At 73.8% G+C, this 18,632-nt stretch carries 17 protein-coding genes and 1 pseudogene; 11 read left to right on the forward strand and 7 right to left on the reverse strand.

Features of this window, described 5'->3' with window-relative positions:
- The 10 genes and pseudogenes from ACIPYQ_RS04455 to ACIPYQ_RS04500 all read left to right on the forward strand — a co-directional run bounded on the left by ACIPYQ_RS04455 (window position 1) and on the right by ACIPYQ_RS04500 (window position 8,812).
- Complete coding sequence (locus ACIPYQ_RS04455) at window positions 1–675, forward strand: TIGR02234 family membrane protein (RefSeq protein WP_362238093.1); 675 nt, start codon at window positions 1–3, stop codon at window positions 673–675.
- 111 nt (window positions 676–786) lie between these two features.
- Window positions 787–1,038 (forward strand): HGxxPAAW family protein, encoded by a 252-nt coding sequence (locus ACIPYQ_RS04460; RefSeq protein WP_362806835.1) that lies wholly within the window; start codon window positions 787–789, stop codon window positions 1,036–1,038.
- A gap of 94 nt (window positions 1,039–1,132) precedes the next feature.
- Window positions 1,133–1,630: a DUF2752 domain-containing protein gene (locus tag ACIPYQ_RS04465; RefSeq protein WP_401245940.1), complete on the forward strand. Its 498-nt coding sequence runs from the start codon at window positions 1,133–1,135 to the stop codon at window positions 1,628–1,630.
- A gap of 173 nt (window positions 1,631–1,803) precedes the next feature.
- The gene (gene trpC / locus ACIPYQ_RS04470) at window positions 1,804–2,613 is read left to right on the forward strand and encodes an indole-3-glycerol phosphate synthase TrpC (protein ID WP_214932893.1); all 810 of its coding nucleotides are present in this window, start codon (window positions 1,804–1,806) and stop codon (window positions 2,611–2,613) included.
- A 9-nt stretch (window positions 2,614–2,622) separates the two neighbouring features.
- Window positions 2,623–2,832 carry a tryptophan biosynthesis modulator TrpM gene (gene trpM, locus ACIPYQ_RS04475; RefSeq protein ID WP_361758871.1) on the forward strand — a complete coding sequence of 70 codons (210 nt, stop codon included), beginning with the start codon at window positions 2,623–2,625 and terminating at the stop codon, window positions 2,830–2,832.
- Window positions 2,833–3,037: 205 nt separating this feature from the next.
- The gene (gene trpB, locus ACIPYQ_RS04480; RefSeq protein WP_361758874.1) at window positions 3,038–4,279 is read left to right on the forward strand and encodes a tryptophan synthase subunit beta; all 1,242 of its coding nucleotides are present in this window, start codon (window positions 3,038–3,040) and stop codon (window positions 4,277–4,279) included.
- Window positions 4,276–5,091 (forward strand): tryptophan synthase subunit alpha, encoded by an 816-nt coding sequence (gene trpA / locus ACIPYQ_RS04485; protein ID WP_361758877.1) that lies wholly within the window; start codon window positions 4,276–4,278, stop codon window positions 5,089–5,091. The genes trpB and trpA overlap by 4 nt, the downstream gene beginning before the upstream one ends.
- Window positions 5,092–5,213: 122 nt before the next feature.
- A pseudogene (locus tag ACIPYQ_RS04490) lies at window positions 5,214–6,005 on the forward strand (DsbA family protein); the annotation flags it as partial.
- A gap of 312 nt (window positions 6,006–6,317) precedes the next feature.
- Window positions 6,318–7,328 (forward strand): prolipoprotein diacylglyceryl transferase, encoded by a 1,011-nt coding sequence (gene lgt / locus ACIPYQ_RS04495; RefSeq protein ID WP_401246124.1) that lies wholly within the window; start codon window positions 6,318–6,320, stop codon window positions 7,326–7,328.
- A gap of 110 nt (window positions 7,329–7,438) precedes the next feature.
- Window positions 7,439–8,812, forward strand: a complete 1,374-nt coding sequence (locus tag ACIPYQ_RS04500) for a glycosyl hydrolase family 28-related protein (RefSeq protein ID WP_401245943.1) — start codon at window positions 7,439–7,441, stop codon at window positions 8,810–8,812.
- On the opposite strand, the gene ACIPYQ_RS04505 is transcribed toward ACIPYQ_RS04500, so the two are convergent.
- From ACIPYQ_RS04505 to ACIPYQ_RS04535, 7 genes are all read right to left on the reverse strand, one after another.
- Entirely contained in the window at window positions 8,802–9,617 is an 816-nt protein-coding gene (locus ACIPYQ_RS04505; protein ID WP_401245945.1) for an HpcH/HpaI aldolase/citrate lyase family protein, read from the reverse strand. The two genes, ACIPYQ_RS04500 and ACIPYQ_RS04505, sit on opposite strands and share 11 nt — an antisense overlap.
- Window positions 9,614–10,807, reverse strand: coding sequence for a CaiB/BaiF CoA transferase family protein (locus ACIPYQ_RS04510; protein ID WP_401245947.1), 1,194 nt, complete (start codon window positions 10,805–10,807; stop codon window positions 9,614–9,616). Before ACIPYQ_RS04510 ends, ACIPYQ_RS04505 begins: the two co-directional genes overlap by 4 nt.
- The gene (gene rbsK / locus ACIPYQ_RS04515) at window positions 10,804–11,715 is read right to left on the reverse strand and encodes a ribokinase (protein ID WP_401245949.1); all 912 of its coding nucleotides are present in this window, start codon (window positions 11,713–11,715) and stop codon (window positions 10,804–10,806) included. The genes ACIPYQ_RS04510 and rbsK overlap by 4 nt, the downstream gene beginning before the upstream one ends.
- Complete coding sequence (locus tag ACIPYQ_RS04520; RefSeq protein WP_401245951.1) at window positions 11,712–13,385, reverse strand: ADP-ribosylglycohydrolase family protein; 1,674 nt, start codon at window positions 13,383–13,385, stop codon at window positions 11,712–11,714. The genes rbsK and ACIPYQ_RS04520 overlap by 4 nt, the downstream gene beginning before the upstream one ends.
- Window positions 13,382–14,527: an ADP-ribosylglycohydrolase family protein gene (locus ACIPYQ_RS04525; protein WP_401245953.1), complete on the reverse strand. Its 1,146-nt coding sequence runs from the start codon at window positions 14,525–14,527 to the stop codon at window positions 13,382–13,384. The genes ACIPYQ_RS04520 and ACIPYQ_RS04525 overlap by 4 nt, the downstream gene beginning before the upstream one ends.
- Window positions 14,524–15,837, reverse strand: coding sequence for an ADP-ribosylglycohydrolase family protein (locus ACIPYQ_RS04530; RefSeq protein WP_401245955.1), 1,314 nt, complete (start codon window positions 15,835–15,837; stop codon window positions 14,524–14,526). The genes ACIPYQ_RS04525 and ACIPYQ_RS04530 overlap by 4 nt, the downstream gene beginning before the upstream one ends.
- Before the next feature lie 509 nt (window positions 15,838–16,346).
- Window positions 16,347–17,333, reverse strand: coding sequence for an ADP-ribosylglycohydrolase family protein (locus ACIPYQ_RS04535; protein WP_383575509.1), 987 nt, complete (start codon window positions 17,331–17,333; stop codon window positions 16,347–16,349).
- A gap of 260 nt (window positions 17,334–17,593) precedes the next feature.
- On the opposite strand from ACIPYQ_RS04535, the gene ACIPYQ_RS04540 reads away from it, so the two are divergent.
- Window positions 17,594–18,325, forward strand: coding sequence for a VIT1/CCC1 transporter family protein (locus ACIPYQ_RS04540; RefSeq protein ID WP_361758898.1), 732 nt, complete (start codon window positions 17,594–17,596; stop codon window positions 18,323–18,325).
- The last annotated feature ends 307 nt before the right edge of the window (window positions 18,326–18,632 follow it).

Genomic DNA, 18,632 nt, shown 5'->3' on the forward strand with positions numbered 1-18,632 from the left:
GTGGGGTACGTGAGTGCCGTACCCCCGCCCCGAAACGATGCCGCGTCCGAGCCCGAGGCTCCCGACAGCCGCAGCGGCCGCCGCAGCGTGGCCGTCGCGCTGCTGCTCGGCGCGCTCGGCGCCACCGTCGTCCTGCTCGCCTCCGGCCGCACCTGGGCCCGGGGCACCGCCGCCATCGGCGGCGACTCGCTCCAGCTGGCCGCGGACGGCCGGGCCGTCACGGGTCTCCCGGCCGCCCTGGCCATCGTGGGCCTGGCCGCGCTGGTCGCCGTCTTCGCCGTGCGCGGCAAGAGCCGCCTGCTGGTGTCGGCCCTGCTGGCGCTCAGCGGCCTGGGCGCCGTGCTGTCCGCGCTCCTCGGCTCGGACGGCCGCCGGGCCCTGGACGCGGAGGCCGCCCGTACGACCGCGGACAGCGCCGCGCACGTGGCCGGGCTGACCCAGACGACGTGGCCGTACGTCACGGCCGCCGGCGCGGTCCTGATCCTGGCCGCCGGGCTGCTGGCGCTGCGCTTCGGCCGGAGCTGGCCCTCGATGGGAGGCCGCTACGAGCGTGACGGCAGCCCCCGTCAGCGCGCCGTCGCGGCGGTGGATCCGGACCGGCCGGAAGATCTGTGGAAGGCTCTGGACCGGGGCGAGGACCCGACCACGGACCCGACCGCAGGCCCGGCCCGCTGACCCGACCCCCCTGGACGGCGAGGCCGCCCGGTGCGGGACAATGGTCACCGAGCGTTCGACACAGACCGCACGTTCGACACAGCAGCGCGACAGAGCAACGAGGAGCAACTCATGGCGGGCACTAGCCACGGACACACCCCGGCCGCCTGGACCGGTGTCATCATCGCCTTCATCGGTTTCTGCATCTCCGGCGCCTTCATGGTGATCGCGAACCCGCTCGGCTTCTGGGCCGGTCTCGTCGTCGTCGTGCTCGGCGGTGTCGTGGGCATGGCGATGAGGGCCGCGGGCATGGGTGCGCCGAAGGCCGCTCACAAGGACCTCGCCGAGGTCATCGCCGCCAACAAGGTCCCTGCCAAGGTCTGACGCGACCGACGAGGTGCGCGACGAGATGCAGCGCAGCCGAAAGGCGTGGCCCCGCCGGGCTGCGCCTTTTGTCATGACCGGAGAGAATCACCGGGTGGACGCCTCTCGCACCCCCTCTCGCACCCCCGATGCCCTGCCGCCGGCCGGGCACCCGGCGGACCCGGCGCACCAGGTGCCGCCCGCGCCCCCGCGGTCACGGGCGCGCAGGCTCGCCGTCCCGGCGTCCTACCTGGCCGGGGCCGTCGTCGCCTTCGCGTACGTGGGCACCGTGGACCCCAACGAGCCGGGCCACTATCCGGTCTGCCCGCTGCTGCGGCTGACCGGGATCCTCTGCCCGGGCTGCGGGGGCCTGCGCAGTGCGCACGCGTTCGCCCACGGCGATCTGGTCACGGCCTTCGGGGCGAATGCCCTCGCCGTCACGGGCTACTTCGTCTTCGCCGGATTCATGACCCTGTGGCTGGTCCGCGCCTTCCGCGGCGGCCCGGTCCCCAGGATCGTCCTGCGGCGGCCGTACTGGTGGGGGCTCGGCGCGCTGGCCCTGGTCTTCGTCGTCGTCCGAAATCTTTCTTTCGGCTCGATGCTGGCCCCCTGAGCCCCTTGAGCAGCGCATATGAAGCCCGGGTTCCGGATGTCCAGGTACTGGGACGCCGTCAACCACGTGCGGAGGGCAAGGCCTCCTGCGGATACCATTTGAATTGCTGACCTTGCAGTTGTACGTGTCTGCAAGGCGGCCGACCGTCATCGACCCGGAAGGGGGCCGCTCGCGTGAGTGTGCTCGACGAGATCATCGAAGGGGTCCGCGAAGACCTTGCCGAACGGCAGGCCCGCGTGAGCCTCGACGAGCTCAAGGAGCGTGCCGCCAAGGCGCCCCAGGCCAAGGACGGCGTCGCTGCCCTGCGCGGCGACAGCGTCAAGGTGATCTGCGAGGTCAAGCGCTCCAGCCCCTCCAAGGGCGCGCTGGCCGCCATCGCCGATCCGGCCGGGCTCGCCGCCGACTACGAGGCGGGCGGTGCGGCGGTCATCTCCGTCCTCACCGAGCAGCGTCGTTTCGGCGGCTCGCTGGCCGACCTGGAGGCCGTCCGCGCCCGCGTGGACATCCCGATCCTGCGCAAGGACTTCATCGTCACGGCGTACCAGCTCTGGGAGGCCCGCGCCTACGGCGCCGACCTCGCGCTGCTGATCGTCGCGGCCCTGGAGCAGGAGGCCCTCGTCTCCCTCATCGAGCGGGCCGAGTCCATCGGTCTCACCCCGCTCGTCGAGGTCCACGACGAGGAGGAAGTGGAGCGCGCGGTCGCCGCCGGTGCCAAGATCATCGGTGTCAACGCCCGCAACCTCAAGGACCTCAAGGTCGACCGCTCCACCTTCGAGCGCGTCGTCGGCGAGATCCCGGCCCACATCGTCAAGGTCGCCGAATCCGGCATCCGCGGGCCGCACGACCTGATCGCCTACGCCAACGAGGGCGCCGACGCCGTCCTCGTCGGGGAGTCCCTGGTGACCGGCCGCGACCCGAAGGCGGCCGTGGCCGACCTCGTCGCCGCCGGCGCCCACCCCGCCCTGCGCCACGGGCGGAGCTGACCCGTCCCCATGGCCCACGACCGCCCCACCGTCCGCACCCGGCCCGGCTCCCGCCTGGCCGGCGTGCCGACGGCGCACGCGCCCCTGGCGCGCGGCTGCCGCCCCCGCGGCTGCCGTGCCCCGGCCCGGCGCGTGCACGGGCGGCGGGTCCGGTACGTGATCGGCTCCGAGCCCGGTCAGGTCAACGGCATGCGATGGCGCCGCGGAGGCGCGCTGTAACGAGGGCCGCCGCGGCCCGGTACGCGAGACGTACCGCGCCGCGAGCCGCTCCCGTACGGCCTGCAGCCCGAGCCGGCCGGCTCCGGGCGCGGGCCGCTCCGCACCGTACGCGCGACATCCCCCAGCGGGGTGTGCGCCGTACTTGCGGACGGCGCAATACGGTGAATCCACCCCGCCGCATCTCGCACCCGTAGGAGCACTGGACATGTCCAGCGAGTTCTTCATCCCGGACCCGGAGGGTCACGTTCCCAACGCCGAGGGTTACTTCGGCGACTTCGGCGGCAAGTTCATCCCGGAGGCGCTCGTCGCCGCCGTGGACGAGGTCGCCGTCGAGTACGAGAAGGCCAAGGGCGACCCGGCCTTCGCGGCCGAGCTCAACGACCTCATGGTCAACTACACCGGCCGCCCCAGCGCCCTCACCGAGGTGCCACGCTTCGCCGAGCACGCGGGCGGCGCGCGGATCTTCCTCAAGCGCGAGGACCTGAACCACACTGGCTCGCACAAGATCAACAACGTGCTGGGCCAGGCGCTGCTCACCAAGCGCATGGGCAAGACCCGCGTCATCGCCGAGACCGGAGCCGGCCAGCACGGCGTGGCCACCGCCACCGCCTGCGCGCTCTTCGGCCTCGAGTGCGTCATCTACATGGGCGAGATCGACACCCAGCGCCAGGCGCTGAACGTCGCCCGCATGCGGATGCTGGGCGCCGAGGTCATCGCCGTGAAGTCCGGCTCCCGGACGCTCAAGGACGCGATCAACGAGGCGTTCCGCGACTGGGTCGCCAACGTGGACCGGACCCACTACCTCTTCGGTACGGTCGCCGGCCCCCACCCCTTCCCGGCCATGGTCCGCGACTTCCACCGGGTCATCGGGGTCGAGGCCCGCCGCCAGATCCTGGAGCGTGCCGGCCGGCTGCCCGACGCCGTCGCGGCCTGCGTCGGCGGCGGCTCGAACGCCATCGGTCTCTTCCACGCCTTCATCCCGGACGCCGGCGTCCGCCTGGTCGGCTTCGAGCCCGCCGGGCACGGCGTCGAGACCGGCGAGCACGCGGCCACGCTGACCGCCGGCGAGCCCGGGATCCTGCACGGCTCCCGCTCGTACGTCCTCCAGGACGAGGAGGGCCAGATCACCGAGCCGTACTCGATCTCGGCCGGTCTGGACTACCCGGGCATCGGCCCGGAGCACTCCTACCTCAAGGACTCCGGCCGCGGCGAGTACCGCGCGGTCACCGACGACGCCGCGATGCAGGCCCTGCGCCTGCTGTCGCGCACCGAGGGGATCATCCCGGCGATCGAGTCGGCGCACGCCCTCGCGGGCGCCCTGGACCTCGGCAAGGAGCTGGGCAAGGACGGCCTGCTGGTCGTCAACCTGTCCGGCCGCGGCGACAAGGACATGGACACGGCGGCCCGCTACTTCGGGCTGTACGACGGCGAGGGGGAGAACAAGTGAGCACCGGAAACCTCCAGCTGCTGAGCGACACCCTCGCCAAGGCGAAGTCCGAGGACCGCGCGGCCCTCGTGGCCTACCTCCCGGCGGGCTTCCCGACCGTCGACGGTGCCATCGAGGCGGTCAAGGCCGTCATCGAGGGCGGCGCGGACGTGGTCGAGATCGGCCTCCCGCACAGCGACCCGGTGCTGGACGGCGCCATCATCCAGACCGCCGACGACATCGCCCTGCGCGGCGGGGTCAAGATCGCCGACGTGATCCGTACCGTCCGCGAGGCGCACGAGGCCACCGGGGCCCCGGTCCTGGTGATGACGTACTGGAACCCCATCGACCGCTACGGCGTCGAGCGGTTCACGGCCGAGCTGGCGGCGGCGGGCGGCGCCGGCTGCATCCTGCCCGACCTGCCGGTGCAGGAGTCCGCGCTGTGGCGCGAGCACGCCGAGAAGCACAACCTGGCGACCGTCTTCGTCGTCGCCCCGAGCAGCAAGGACGCGCGGCTGGCCACCATCACGGCGGCCGGTTCCGGCTTCGTCTACGCCGCCTCCCTCATGGGGGTCACCGGCACCCGCGAATCGGTCGGCAACCAGGCCCAGGACCTGGTCCGGCGCACGCGCGCCACGACCGACCTGCCGGTCTGCGTCGGCCTCGGCGTCTCCAACGCCGTCCAGGCCAAGGAGGTCGCCGGCTTCGCCGACGGGGTGATCGTCGGCTCGGCCTTCGTGAAGCTGCTGCTGGACGCGCCGGACCTGCCGGCCGGGCTGGACGCCGTACGGGGGCTCGCGGGCGAGCTCGCGCAAGGCGTCCGCAGGAGCTGACGGGGCCCCGACGGCCCCCGTTCGATCGAGAGCCCGGAACTCTGACCGGGTTCTGTAGTCCGATCGGGTGGAATTGAGAGCAGGGAGGCACGCGAGTGCCTCCCTGCTTCGTTTGGCCGAACGTGAGCGAGAAGAACGACGGTGCTAACCGCGATGCGACGAAACGATCGGCCCGGGAGCGACTCCAGGAGGAGCGCCAGCGGCAGAAGACCCGGGACAAGCGCCGGCGGACCCTCATCGTGGCGTCGGCGGTCGTCGGCGTCCTCGGTCTGGCGACCGTCGTCGGCGTGATCGCGGCCAACACCGACAAGAGCGGCGGCTCCAAGGGGGGCCCGGTGGTCGCCCCCTCCGGGGCCACCGGCAAGGACGCCCTCGCCATCCAGACGGGCAAGGCCGAGGCGAAGTCCACCCTCACCGTGTGGGAGGACTTCCGCTGCCCCGCCTGCAAGTCCTTCGAGGACAACTACCGGGACACGATCCACGAGCTGGAGGCCAAGGGCCTGCTCAAGGTCGACTACCACCTGGTCAAGCTCATCGACGGGAACATGGGCGGCAGCGGCTCGCTGAAGGGTGCGAACGCGGCGGCCTGCGCCCAGGACGCCGGAAAGTTCACCGAGTACCACGACGTCCTCTTCCAGAACCAGCCGGAGGAGGTCGATGACGCCTACGGCAAGAACGCGAAGCTGCTGGAACTGGCGGGCAAGGTCGACGGGCTGGACACCCCCGCGTTCCGCAAGTGCGTCGAGGACGGCACCCACAACAGCTGGGTGGACAAATCGCACGAGGCCTTCATCGCCGGGAAGTTCCGGGGCACGCCGACCGTGCTGCTGGACGGCAAGAACATCTTCGCCGACGAGGCGAAGCCGGTGACCCCGGAGAAGCTGAAGCAGCAGGTGGAGGAGGCGGCCAAGGGTTCCGGCGGAACCGCGGCCGACAAGGGGGCGGACAAGGAAGCCGACAAGGCGGCGGGGAAGGCCTCGCCGTCGGCCGGATCCGGGACGAAGGCCGGAGCGAAGGCCTCGCCGTCGGCCTCGAGGACGGCGTCGAACGGCTCCGCGAACCGCTCTTCGACCGGCTCTTCGGGCAGCTCCGCGACCGGCTCCTCGAACGGTGCTTCGAACGGCGCTTCGGGGGACTGACCACCGGCCGGTCCATGTCTGGATTTGGTCTCGTCTTGCCGGGTGGTTGCCGTCCGCACCACCCGGCAGGGTAGCGTCATGTCTGCCATGGACCTTGCTTACATCCCCAGTCCGTCGACCGGCGTGATCCATCTCGGACCGATCCCGCTCCGCGGCTACGCGTTCTGCATCATCATCGGCGTCTTCGTCGCCGTCTGGCTCGGCAACCGTCGCTGGATCGCGCGCGGCGGCAAGCCGGGCACGGTCGCGGACATCGCCGTGTGGGCGGTGCCCTTCGGCCTGGTCGGCGGTCGCCTCTACCACGTGATCACCGACTACCAGCTGTACTTCGGCGAAGGCCGCAACTGGGTCGACGCCTTCAAGATCTGGGAGGGCGGCCTCGGCATCTGGGGCGCGATCGCGCTGGGCGCGGTGGGTGCCTGGATCGGCTGCCGGCTGCGCGGGATCCCGCTGCCGGCCTGGGCGGACGCCCTGGCCCCCGGCATCGCGCTGGCCCAGGCCTGCGGCCGCTGGGGCAACTGGTTCAACCAGGAGCTGTACGGCCGGGCCACCGACCTGCCGTGGGCGGTGGAGATCACCGCGGGTCCGAACCGCGACGCGGGCACCTACCACCCGACCTTCCTGTACGAGTCGCTGTGGTGCATCGGCGTCGCGCTGCTGGTCATCTGGGCCGACCGCCGCTTCACGCTCGGCCACGGGCGGGCCTTCGCGCTGTACGTCGCCGCGTACTGCGTGGGCCGCGGCTGGATCGAGTACATGCGGGTCGACGAGGCGCACCACATCCTGGGCGTGCGGCTGAACGTGTGGACCTCGATCGTGGTCTTCGTCCTGGCCGTGGTCTACCTGGTGCTGTCGGCGAAGCTGCGGCCGGGCCGGGAGACGGAGGTCGAACCGGTTGCCTCCGGTGGTGAGGCGGGCGACGCCGAGGCCGGGGACGCCGACGGCAAGAGCACCGGGGCCAAGGACGCCAAGGCGAAGGCTGCCAAGGCGAAGGACGCGGAGCCCAAGGACGCCGAGGCCGAGGACGCGGCGAAGGGCACCAAGGCAGATCTGCGCAAGGCCGAGTCGGCCGAGGCCCCGGGGGCCGAGACGCGCTGACCGCAGGAGTCACGCAAGAGGGGTGCCGCGTACCGCGCGGCACCCCTCTTCGTCTGTCGGTGCCGACTGACATGATCATCTCCGATGACCGTCGTCACGAGGGGGAGACCATGACCGAACAGCTGCCGAAGACCGCCCGCCGGGCCCTGCTGACCGGAGCCGTGGCGGGACTGGCCGGAGCCGCGGTGATATCCGGTGGCGCGCCGGCCACCGCAGCGGGCGCGGCCGCGGGCGCGGGCACGCCGGACTGGTTCGACGTGAAGGGCCACGGCGCGGTCGGCGACGGAGCCGCCGACGACACCGCTGCCGTCCAGCGAGCACTCGACGCGGCAGCCGCCGCCGGTGGCGGCACCGTGTACTTCCCCGTCGGGAAGTACCTGGTCAAGCCCGCCGCCGGCGCCCCGGCCCTGGCCGTCAAGGCCGACGGCATCCGCCTCGTCGGCGCCGGGGCGAAGGCCGCCACTCTGGTCAAGGGCGGAGACGGCATCCTGCTGCGGATGTCCGGGACGGGAGCGGCCTACTCCACCGGCGCCACGCACCGCCGCTACTGCGCCGTGGAGAACCTCGGCTTCAACGGCAACCGCAAGACCGGGCTGCTGGTGGAGCTGTACTACAACAACAACTCCGCCTTCCGCGACGTCTTCATGTCGTCGAACAACGACATGTGCATCGACGCCGTGGAGTTCTGGGACTCGCGCTTCACCAACCTGGTCATCGAGGACTGCACCGGTTCCACCGGCAGCACCACCCAGCCCAACATCTGGCTGCGCAACGCCTCCTCGGCCACCGAGGGCGCCTGGGGCCACAGCAAGGACAACATCAACCAGATCCACTTCGTCGGCTGCCGCCTGGAGGCCTTCGGCACCGGCGCCCTGTGGATCGGTCAGGGCGCGGTCACCACCAACAACCCCAACGGCATCTACCTCACGGACTGCAAGTTCGAGACCTCCCGGATGCGAGGCGGCCCGCACCTGAAGACCGACGCGGGCTGCAAGCACGTCTACGCGAACCACATCTACTGCTACGCGGGCGACTTCGCGGCCGGCACCCCGGCCACTGCGCGGAACATCATCAGCTGGGCGGCGAGCTCCAGCGCGCTGGAGAACGTGGTCATCGCCAACCGGGACCGGGCCACCGTCAACGCGGGCGTGGCCTTGTATTCGGGACCCGGCTCCACCGCCGTGCTGCGCAACGTCGTCGGGCTGTACGGCACCGCGCCCACCGGCACCCACATCTACTACGAGCAGTCCTCCACCGGGGACTTCCGGGTGGAGAACAGCTACGGCACCCTCGGCGCCCAGGCCACCGGCACGATCCCGGTCAAGAACGCGCCGAACCCCCCGCTGCGGCTGGTGCCCGGCCCCGTCACCGACGCCTCCTTCACCCGCCCGCCGCTCGACGGCACCATGGCCGTGGACTCCGCCAACAAGCGGCTCTACGTCCGCGTCGGCGGCCAGTGGCTCTGGTCGGCACTCAACGCGTAGCCATTCGCCGGGACAGGACCAGGGTGCGGTGGGCCGCCGCCACGACGGCCGGGTCCACGAACCGGCCGTCGGGCAGGGCCAGGGCGCCCGGGGTGGCCCGGGCGGCGCTGAGGACCTCCTCGGCGGCCGTGATCTCCTCCGGTGCCGGAACGTAGGCCCGCTCGATCACCGGCAGCTGGCGCGGATGGATCGCCGCCCGGCCGAGGAAGCCGAGCGACCGCCCGCGGACGCACGAGACGGCCAGCGCCTCCAAGTCCCGGATGTCCGGGAACACCGACTGGGCCGGGGGCGCCAGCCCCGCCGCCCGCGCCGCCACCACCACCCGCGACCGGCACCAGTCCAGCCCCGTCTCCGCGCTCACGGCCAGATCGGCCCGCAGGTCCGCCTCGCCGAGGGAGAGCCCGCGCAGGGCGGGGTGCGCGCGGGCGATCTCGTACGCGCGCTCCACGCCCAGCGCCGACTCCAGCAGGGCGTGCAGGCCGACCCCGCCGGTCCGGTCGGCGATGGCGCCGATCTGCTCCGGGGCGCTGATCTTGGGCAGCCGCAGCCCGGCGAGCCCGCGCAGCCCGCCGAGCGCGTTGAGGTCGGCGCCGCCCCAGGGGGAGTCCAGGGCGTTGACGCGGACGTGCACGGGGACCTGGGGCCGCTCGCTGAGGAGCTCGGCGGTGGCGGCGCGGGCGTACTCCTTGCGGGATACCGGTACCGCGTCCTCCAGGTCGACGATCACGGCGTCCGCCCCGCAGCCGAGGGCCTTGGCGACCACCGCGGGGCGGTCGCCGGGTGCGTACAGCCAGGTCAGGATCACAGGGCCCCCTCGGTCCGCAGCGCGGTGATCTCGGCCCGGGTCAGCCCGAGCTCGGTCAGGACCTCGTCGGTGTCCGCGCCGTGCGGGCGGCCGGCCCAGCGGATCCCGCCGGGGGTCTCGGACAGCCGGAAGAGGATGTTCTGCATCCGCAGCGGGCCCAGCTCCGGGTCCTCGATCTCGGTGACCGTGTCGAGGGCCGCGAACTGCGGGTCGGCCATCACGTCCCGGACGTCGTACACCAGGGCGACGGCCGCCTCGGCCTCCTCGAAGGCGGCGACGACCTCCTCGGCCTTGTGCCGGGCGATCCACCCGCCGACCGCCTCGTCCAGGACGTCCGTGTGCCGGGCCCGGCCGGCCCCGGACGCGAACCACGGCTCCGCGATCAGCTCCGGCCGGCCGACCAGCCGTACGACCCGCTCGGCGATGGACTGCGCGGAGGTGGAAACGGCCAGCCAGCGGCCGTCGGCGCTGCGGTAGGTGTTGCGGGGGGCGTTGTTCGCGGAGCGGTTGCCGGTGCGGGGCTGGACGTAGCCGAGCTGGTCGTACCAGAGCGGGTGCGGGCCGAGCACCGTGAGGATCGGCTCGATGATGGCCAGGTCCACGACCTGCCCGTGCCCGGTGCGGTCCCGCCCGGCCAGGGCCGTCATCACGGCGTACGCGGTGGTCAGCGCGGCGATCGAGTCGGCGAGCCCGAAGGGCGGCAGGGTCGGCGGCCCGTCCGGTTCCCCGGTGATCGCGGCGAAACCGCTCATCGCCTCGGCCAGGGTGCCGAAGCCCGGGCGGTGGGCGTACGGGCCCTGCTGGCCGAAGGCCGTCACGCGGGCCAGGACGAGGCGCGGGTTGGCGGTGGACAGCTCGGGCCAGCCGAGGCCCCACTTCTCCAGCGTGCCGGGGCGGAAGTTCTCGATGACCACGTCGGCGGTGGCGGCCAGGCGCAGCAGGGTGTCCCGTCCGCCGGGGGTGGACAGATCGAGGGTCATCGTCCGTTTGTTCCGGCCAAGCAGCTTCCACCACAGGCCGATCCCGTCCTTGGCCGGTCCGTGGCCGCGGGAGGGGTCGGGGATGCCGGGGTGCTCGACCTTGACGACCTCGGCGCCGAAGTCGCCGAGCAGGGTGGCGGCGAGCGGTCCGGCGAACAGCGTGGCCAGGTCGAGCACGCGCAGCCCTGCCAGTGGCCCGGTGCTCGTCACGAGGCGGCTCCGGGCCGCGCCGCGGCGAAGGCGTCCGTTTCGGTGCGGGTGGGCATCGAGTCCTGGGCGCCGTGCCGCTGGACGGACAGTGCGGCCGCCGCCGAGGCCCAGCGCAGGGCGTCGGGCATCGGCCGGCCCTCGCCCAGGGCCACGGCGAGGGCGCCGACGAAGGTGTCCCCGGCGGCCGTGGTGTCCACGGCCCGGACCCGGGGCGCGGGCACGGCGAGGGGCGCACGGCCGCGGGCGGCGTACAGGACTCCGGCCGCGCCGAGGGTGATCACCACCTCGGGCACGTCGTTCAGCAGGGCCTCGGCGGCCTGGCCGGGGTCGGTGAGGCCGGTGAGGGCCGCCGCCTCGTGCTCGTTCGGCACCAGGAGGTCGGTGGTGGCGAGGAGCTCGGGGGGCAGCGGCTGGGCCGGGGCCGGCGTGAGGACCGTACGGACGCCGTGCGCGCGGGCGGCGAGGGCACCGGCGAGGACGGCGGTGAGGGGGAGTTCGAGCTGGAGGAGGAGGGATCCGGCGGCCGCGATCCGGGCCTCGTCCCCCGCCTCCAGGCCGGTGACGCGGGCGTTGGCGCCGGGGATGACGATGATGCTGTTGCCGCCCTCGTCGTCCACGGTGATGTGGGCGGTGCCGCTGGCACCCTCGACGGTGCGCAGGGCCGCGGTGTCGATCCCGTCGGCGGTGAGCGCGGAGCGCAGCCGTACGCCGAACTCGTCGGTCCCGACCGCGCCGATCATCACCACCTCCCCGCCGGAGCGCGCGGCGGCGACGGCCTGGTTGGCCCCCTTGCCGCCGGGGACCGTGCGGAAGGCCCGGCCGGTGACGGTCTCCCCGAGGCGGGGGGCCTTGGGGACGTAGGCGACGAGGTCCATGTTCGTACTGCCGAGCACGGCGATTGCCGTCATGAGCGTGCTGCCTCCTGTGCGGTGAGGTGGGCGAGGGCGTCGAAGCCGATGCCGTCGAAGCCGGGGACGGTGGTGGCGAGACGGTTCTTGAGGGGAGCGGTCCAGCGGTGCGGGAGGGCGCCGGGGGAGCCCGCGACCAGCGCGGCGAGGGCGCCGGCGGTGGCCCCGTTGGAGTCGGTGTCCCAGCCGCCGGACACGGCGCGGCAGACGGAGCGGGTGAAGTCCCCGTCGGCGTGGGTGAGGGCGGCCGCGATCAGGGCGGTGTTGGGGACGGCGTGGACCCAGTGGTAGTGCCCGAAGCGTGCGTGCAGCCGGTCGACGACGAGGTCGAAGTCGGCCTCGTCCGAGGCCGCCCGGATCCCGAGGCGGACGGCCTCGGCGAGGCGGGAGCGGGGCGGTACGACGGCCAGCCCGGCCCGGAGCGCGGTGTGGACGTCCGCCCGGCCGGTGGCGGCCTCGGCGGTGGCGGCCGCGATGAAGAGGGCGGCGTAGACGCCGTTGCCGGTGTGGGTCAGGACGGCGTCCCGGTACGCCTGGGCCGCGGCGGCGGCCGGGTCGCCCGGGTTGGTCCAGCCGTGGACGTCGGCGCGGATGAGGGCGCCGATCCATTCGCGGAAGGGATTGTGGTGGTTGGCGGTGGCGGGCGGCTCCAGCCCCAGCAGGAGGTTGCGGTACGCGATGCGCTCGGCGGTGAAGGTCCGCCCGGCGGGCAGCTCGTCGAGCCAGAGGCGGGCCACGTCGGCGGTGGTGAAGCCCTTGCCGTGCCGCTGGAGCAGGAGCAGGCCGATCAGCGGGTAGTTGAGGTCGTCGTCCTCGGGCATGCCGTCGATGTTCTCGGCGAGCGAGGTGGGGGCGGAGCGGCGGTTCCAGGGGTACGCGGCCAGCACCTCCGGCGGTACGCCGCGTTCGCTGAACCAGTCGTTCAGCGGCCAGTTGCCGGTGGCGCGGGCCAGCGCCCGGATCCCCTCCAGGGGGAGCTTCTCGACGGGCTTGCCGAGCAGACACCCGACGGCCCGCCCCAACCAGGCGGCTTCCAGCCGGGTCCGCAGATCCAGGTCCTGCCGGGTGGCCTGCGGCCGGCTCGGCGCGTCGTGTCCGGCCCGGGCGGGGTCGTACTGTGCGGCCGGGGCGGCGGGGTGTGCGGACTGGTCGTGCCCGGACGGCTGGTGGCCGCCGGGTTCCCGGCGGTGCCCGGCCGCGGCGCCGGGGTGGGAGGCTGGCCGGTGTCCGGCGGGGTCCCGGTCAGGCCCGGTTGCCTGCGGCCGGTTCCGGGCGGGGGCCTGCATCGTGGCTGGGGTGGTGGGGGGTGTGGACGGTGTGTGTTCGGCCGGGGTGGCGGGGGGCTGTGCTGCGGTTGGGGGCCAGTTTGGGCAGGCTGCGACGATGGCCTGCCAGGGCTGTGGTTCGGCGGCGGCCAGGGGGGAGGTCTGCGCGGCGAGTTCGTCCAGCAGGCCGACCGCGAGGGCGCGGAGCTCCGGCGGCGCCGGGGTCGGGGAGGCGCCGGCGCGGTCCGGGGCCGGGCTGCCGCCCGCCGCCAGCCAGGCGCGCCGGGCGGGCTCCGGGTTCCGGCCGTCCTCGGCAGCCTGGCGCAGCTCGTGCCCGACGAGGTCCTCGGGCTGGGCCCACGTGAGCCGGACGGAGTCCGGGGCGCAGGCCGCGGATGCCGTCACCGCGGGGCCGAGATCGCGGTGAAGGCCGACTCGTGGGTCCGGCGGCGGTCCCGGTCGAGGGCGAAGACCTCGCGGGCCACGGCGGCCATCGCCAGCGCCGGGGCGTGCAGGTCGAGGCGGCTGGCCTCGGCGACCTGCTTGGCCCAGACGGCCGGGACCGCGGCCTCGCCGCCCAGGGCCCCGGCGATCGCCCCCGCCATGGTGGCGATGGAGTCGCAGTCCCGGCCGTAGTTGACCGAGCCGAGCACCGAGGTCTCGTACGCGCCGCCCGCGACCAGCAGCATCCCCAGCGCGATCGGGAGTTCCTCGATGGCGTGGAGGCGGGAGGGGCGGCGGGCGCCGAGTGACGGGTTGCGGTAGTCCGGGCCGACCGAGTCGTACGGGGCCACCGCCGCCCGCAGCGGGGCCAGCGCCGACTCGAAGTCCCGGTGGGCGGCGGCCGCTTCCCGGACGGCCGCGATCGCGGCGTGCGTGCCGTCCTTGGCCAGGGACAGGGCCGTGTCCACCACGGAGGCGGCCGTCGCCCCGGGCACGCACGCGGCGGCCACTGCCGCCGCGAACACGCCCGCCGCCTCCCGCCCGTACGAGGACTGGTGCGCGCCGGCGATGTCGAGCGCCTCGGCGTACGCGCCCGCCGGGTTGCCCGCGTTGGCGAGGCCCACCGGCGCCATGTACATCGCGGCCCCGCAGTTGACGATGTTTCCGCTGCCGGCCTCGCGGGGGTCGACGTGCGCGTAGTGCAGCCGGGTCACGATCCACTTCTCGGCGAGGAAGATCCGCTGCAACGGCAGGGCCTCGGCCTCCAGTTCGGGGATCCAGCGGGGGTTGTTCATCAGGTCGGGGACCAGGTGCTCGGCGATCGCGTGGGAGTCGAGGTGGTCCCGTACGGCCTCGTACACGCGGACCAGCGCGTGCGTCATCAGGGTGTCGTCCGTGACGTGTCCGTCGCCCTTGTGGTACGGGGCGATGGGGCGGGCCGTGCGCCAGTTCTCGTGCCACGGGCCGACGATGCCGTGCACGCGGCCGCCGTGCCGTTCCACGATCTGGTCCGGGGTCCAGCCCTCCACCGGGCCGCCGAGCGCGTCGCCGACGGCGGCTCCGACGAGAGCGCCGCAGGCCCGGTCCTCCAACGTGAGCGTCATGTCCGAATCATCCCTTGCGGTTTGGGTGAGGTGAGTTCCGTACGCGCGAGGAGCGCGGCGAGTTCCACGAGGTCGGTGCCGGCGAGGCGGGGGAGGGCGCAGCCGGACAGGGTGCGGCAGGCCTCGCGCCAGGCGGCGGGGATCGAATCGCCGCCGCCGAGCACGCCGGTGAGGGCGCCGGCGAGGGCGGGGGCGGAGTCCGCGACGCGGGACAGGCAGGCGGCCGCCGGAACGGCCTCGGTCACCCGGCCGCGGGCGGCGGTCGCGAGGGCGAGGGCCACGGGGACGGTCTCGGCGGCGGCGATCCCGTAGCTGTAGACGTGGTCCACGATCTCGTGTTCGAGGATGGGGACGATGGCGAAGGCGCCGCCGCCGTCCGTGCGGGTACGGGCGAGGTCCACGGCGTGGCGGGCGTTGCGGCCGATCTCGGTGGCCTCGGGGAGCTGGGCGAGGGCGGCCTCGACGGCGGCGTCGACGTCGGCGGTGGCGAGGGCGGTGGCGATGGCCGCGGCCATGGCGCGGGCGCCGTGGACGCCGTCGCCGTCCTGGGTGTAGCGGGCGTCGAACTCGGCGAGGTCGGCCGCCGCGAAGGGGTCGCCGGGGTGGACGACGGCGAGCACGCAGGCGCGGATGCAGGCGGCGTCGTCGAAGTAGTGCGGGTTGTCGTGGCCGGTGGCGGGCGGGCGCAGGCCGGTGGCGAGGTTGCCGAGGCCGGCGCGGACGGAGATCCGGGCGCGGAGGGGGAGGACGGCGGACTCGACCTCGGGCGCGCGTTCCGCCGCGGCGGCGACCTCGGAGGCCAGGGCGTTCCACGCGAGGTCGATGGCGGCGCGCATGCGGCGGGACCGGGACAGGTCGCTGAGCAGGACGCCGGCGGCGGTGAGTACGGACTCGGCGACGAACGCGGCCCACTCGGCGTCGTCGGACGGGCCGAGGCGCAGGGGCTCGGGGGGCTGGTTGAGGGCGATGGGGACGGGGAGGGTGGTGGTGGCGTTCTGCTCGGCGAAGGTGTCGAGCTCGCGGGTGAGACGGCGGGTCCACTCGGGCATCCGGCTGGCGCGGTGGCGGGCGGCGGGCCACCCGGCCGCGTCGCCTGCGGCGAGGCCGAGGAGGAGGCCCTCGATCCGCCGGGCCCCTGCGGGGGGCTCGACGGATGCGGCGGGCCGCGCGACGACCCGGACCCCGGCGATACGGAGGCCCGGCCCGGCACCGAGCACCCCGAAGGCCACGTCCCCGGCCCACCCGCGCGCCACCCCGACCAGGGGCCCGCCCCCGGCCACCGCCATGGCCCCGCTCCCCACTCCGGCCACGGCCACGGCTCCTGCTTCGCCTGCGGCGAGGGCTCGGCCCCCGGCCGTGGCTCCGCTTGCGCCCGCGGATGTACGGGGAGCCGGGTGCGGGCCGTCGGCGGAGGCGAAGACTCCCCCCACCCCGCCCCTTCCCGAAACCGGGGGCAGCCCCCCGGCCCCCCTGCTCCCGTCGGCCTCGGCCAGCGCTGCGCACGGCCGGCCGCCGGGCTCCTGTGCCGTCGCTGCGGCGGGGTTCCGCTCCGGGGGCGGGCCCCCGGCCCCCCGGTTTCCGTTGGTCTCGCTCAGCGCTGCGCGTGGCTGGTGGTGGGGGTCCGGCTCTGCCGGCGCGGTCGGGCCCGCCGAGAGATCGGCCAGCGCTGCGCGCGGCCGGCCGCCGGGCTCCGGTGCCGTTGCCGGGGCCGGGTTCCGCTCCGGGGGCGGGCCCCCGGCCCCTCGGTTTCCGTTGGTATCGGTCAGCGCTGCCTGCGGCCGGTGGCGGGGGTCCGGTTCTGCCGGGGCGGGCGGGGGTGTCATCGGGGGGCCTCGTATTCGGGGGTGAGGAGGTCCGCGATGTCGAGGACGTGGTAGCCCCGCATCGAGGGGAGGCAGCTGCCGCGGACCGGGCCGATGGCCGAGGACCAGGCGGCGGGGATCGCGGCGGCGCCCGACATCGCGCCGGACAGCGCGCCCGCCACCGCCGCCGTGGTGTCCGCGTCGCGGCCCATGTTGACCGCGGTCAGGACCGAGGAGGGAAAGTCGCCCCGGCACGCGGCGAAGGCGCCGAAGGCGAGGCCGACGGCCTCGGGCGCCAGGTCCGTCCACGGGTAGCCGCCGATGACCACCGCCGAGCGCACCGCCCGTTCCCCGCGCGGAGCGGCGGTGACCGCCCGGCGCAGGGAGCGGGCCGTCCACGAGTCGGACGGGATCACGGACAGGGCCGCCGAGACCACGGACGCAGGGCTGCCGCCGGCCATCGCCGCGGCGACGCCCGCCGCCACCGCCTGGCCGCCGTAGATGCCCTCGCCGTCGTGGCTGACCGTGCCGTCGATGGCGACCAGCCGGGCCGCCTCGGCGGGCCGGCCGGCCGCGAAGACCCCGAACGGCGCCGCCCGCATGGCGAGACCGTCCGACCACGCGTGCCGGTGCTGGGCCGAGATGGGGGCGGCCAGGCCCCGGCGGAGGTTTTCGAGGGTGCCGCGCTCCGAGAACCCGGCGCCGCGGAACGGGCCTTCGTCGAGGTCCGCGATCCAGTGGTGCCAGGCGCGCTCCACGTGGGAGACCGTGAGCGCCGAGCCGTGACGGGCCAGCAGCAGCCCGGAGAAGATCGCGTACTCGGTGTCGTCCGTGCCCGCCGGGTCCTCCGACACGAACCCCTCGATGCGGCCCCACTTGGCCCGGATCTCCGACGGCTTCATGTTCTCCGCGGGGGCGCCCAGCGCGTCGCCCACCGCGAGCCCGAGAAGAGCGCCCCTGGCCCGTTCGAGGAGGACCTGCGGATTGCATGCAATCAGCTTCACCGGCTCCATGGCGCGCCTCTCCCACATTGGATGGGGCTCATCATGAGCCCTTGGGGGATTTGTGCCACGGCATGTGGTTTGTCGCTCGTCGCGAAACACCCCGCGCAGCCCGTCGTCACCCGGTCGCCGACCCACAAAACCGCAGGTAAGTACGGCCTTCCTTGCTGGCGGGCGGCAGAAATCGTGCGTAGTTTCGAGGTGTTCAGGGGGAGCGGGGTGTCTCGCGGCACCCGTTCGCACAAATGGGGAGATATCTCGGCATGTCCATCATCGACATCGAAGCACCGCTGCACACCGCGCACCGGGACAACCACACCCACCGCGACGTCAACGGCGGATGGCTGCGCCCGGCCGTCTTCGGTGCCATGGACGGCCTCGTCTCCAACCTCGCCCTCATGACCGGTGTGGCCGGCGGCGCCGTCGCCCCGCAGACCGTCGTCATCACCGGGCTGGCGGGCCTCGCGGCCGGCGCCTTCTCGATGGCGGCCGGCGAGTACACCTCCGTCGCCTCGCAGCGCGAGCTGGTCCTCGCGGAACTGGACATAGAGCGGCAGCAGTTGCGCAAGCACCCGGTCGACGAGATGGAGGAGCTGGCCGAGCTCTACGTCTCCCGCGGGGTCGAGCCCATGCTCGCCCGCGAGGTCGCCATGCAGCTGTCCCGCGATCCGGAGCAGGCGCTGGAGATCCACGCCCGCGAGGAGCTCGGGATCGACCCCGACGACCTGCCCTCGCCGCTCGTCGCCGCGGTCTCGTCCTTCGGCTCCTTCGCGCTGGGCGCGCTGCTCCCCGTACTGCCGTACCTGCTCGGCGCCACGGCCCTGTGGCCCGCGGTGCTGCTCGCGCTGGCCGGGCTCTTCGCCTGCGGCGCGGTGGTCTCCCGGGTCACCGCCCGGTCCTGGTGGTACAGCGGCGTGCGCCAGCTGGTCCTCGGTGGCGCGGCCGCCGGTGTGACGTACATCCTGGGAACCTGGATCGGTGGAGCCATAGGCTGACCGCGGCTGGAGTGAGACACTATGCAGTGCGCAACATAAGTAGTCCGTTACCCGGCGGTTTCGATTCCGTGTCCGCCGGGAATCAGACCAGGACTCCGGGCAACGATGCCCGTCCTGTGTCCGGACCTCCGCCCCGCGAAAACCCCTTGGCGTGCCGCGGAAGTCCGCTCTTTCTGCCTCGTGCAGTGTCCGCATGCTGGAATGACGTATCCGCTTCTCGGGATTGTCGTCATCATGTAATCTGCACGAAATTTCGCAGAGGGCCAACGTCGTCCCTCGGCTATGCACATATGCCACGACGACGACG

It is taken from the genome of Streptomyces sp. NPDC090045, from assembly GCF_044747975.1.
In the GTDB taxonomy this organism is placed as follows: Bacteria; Actinomycetota; Actinomycetes; order Streptomycetales; family Streptomycetaceae; genus Streptomyces.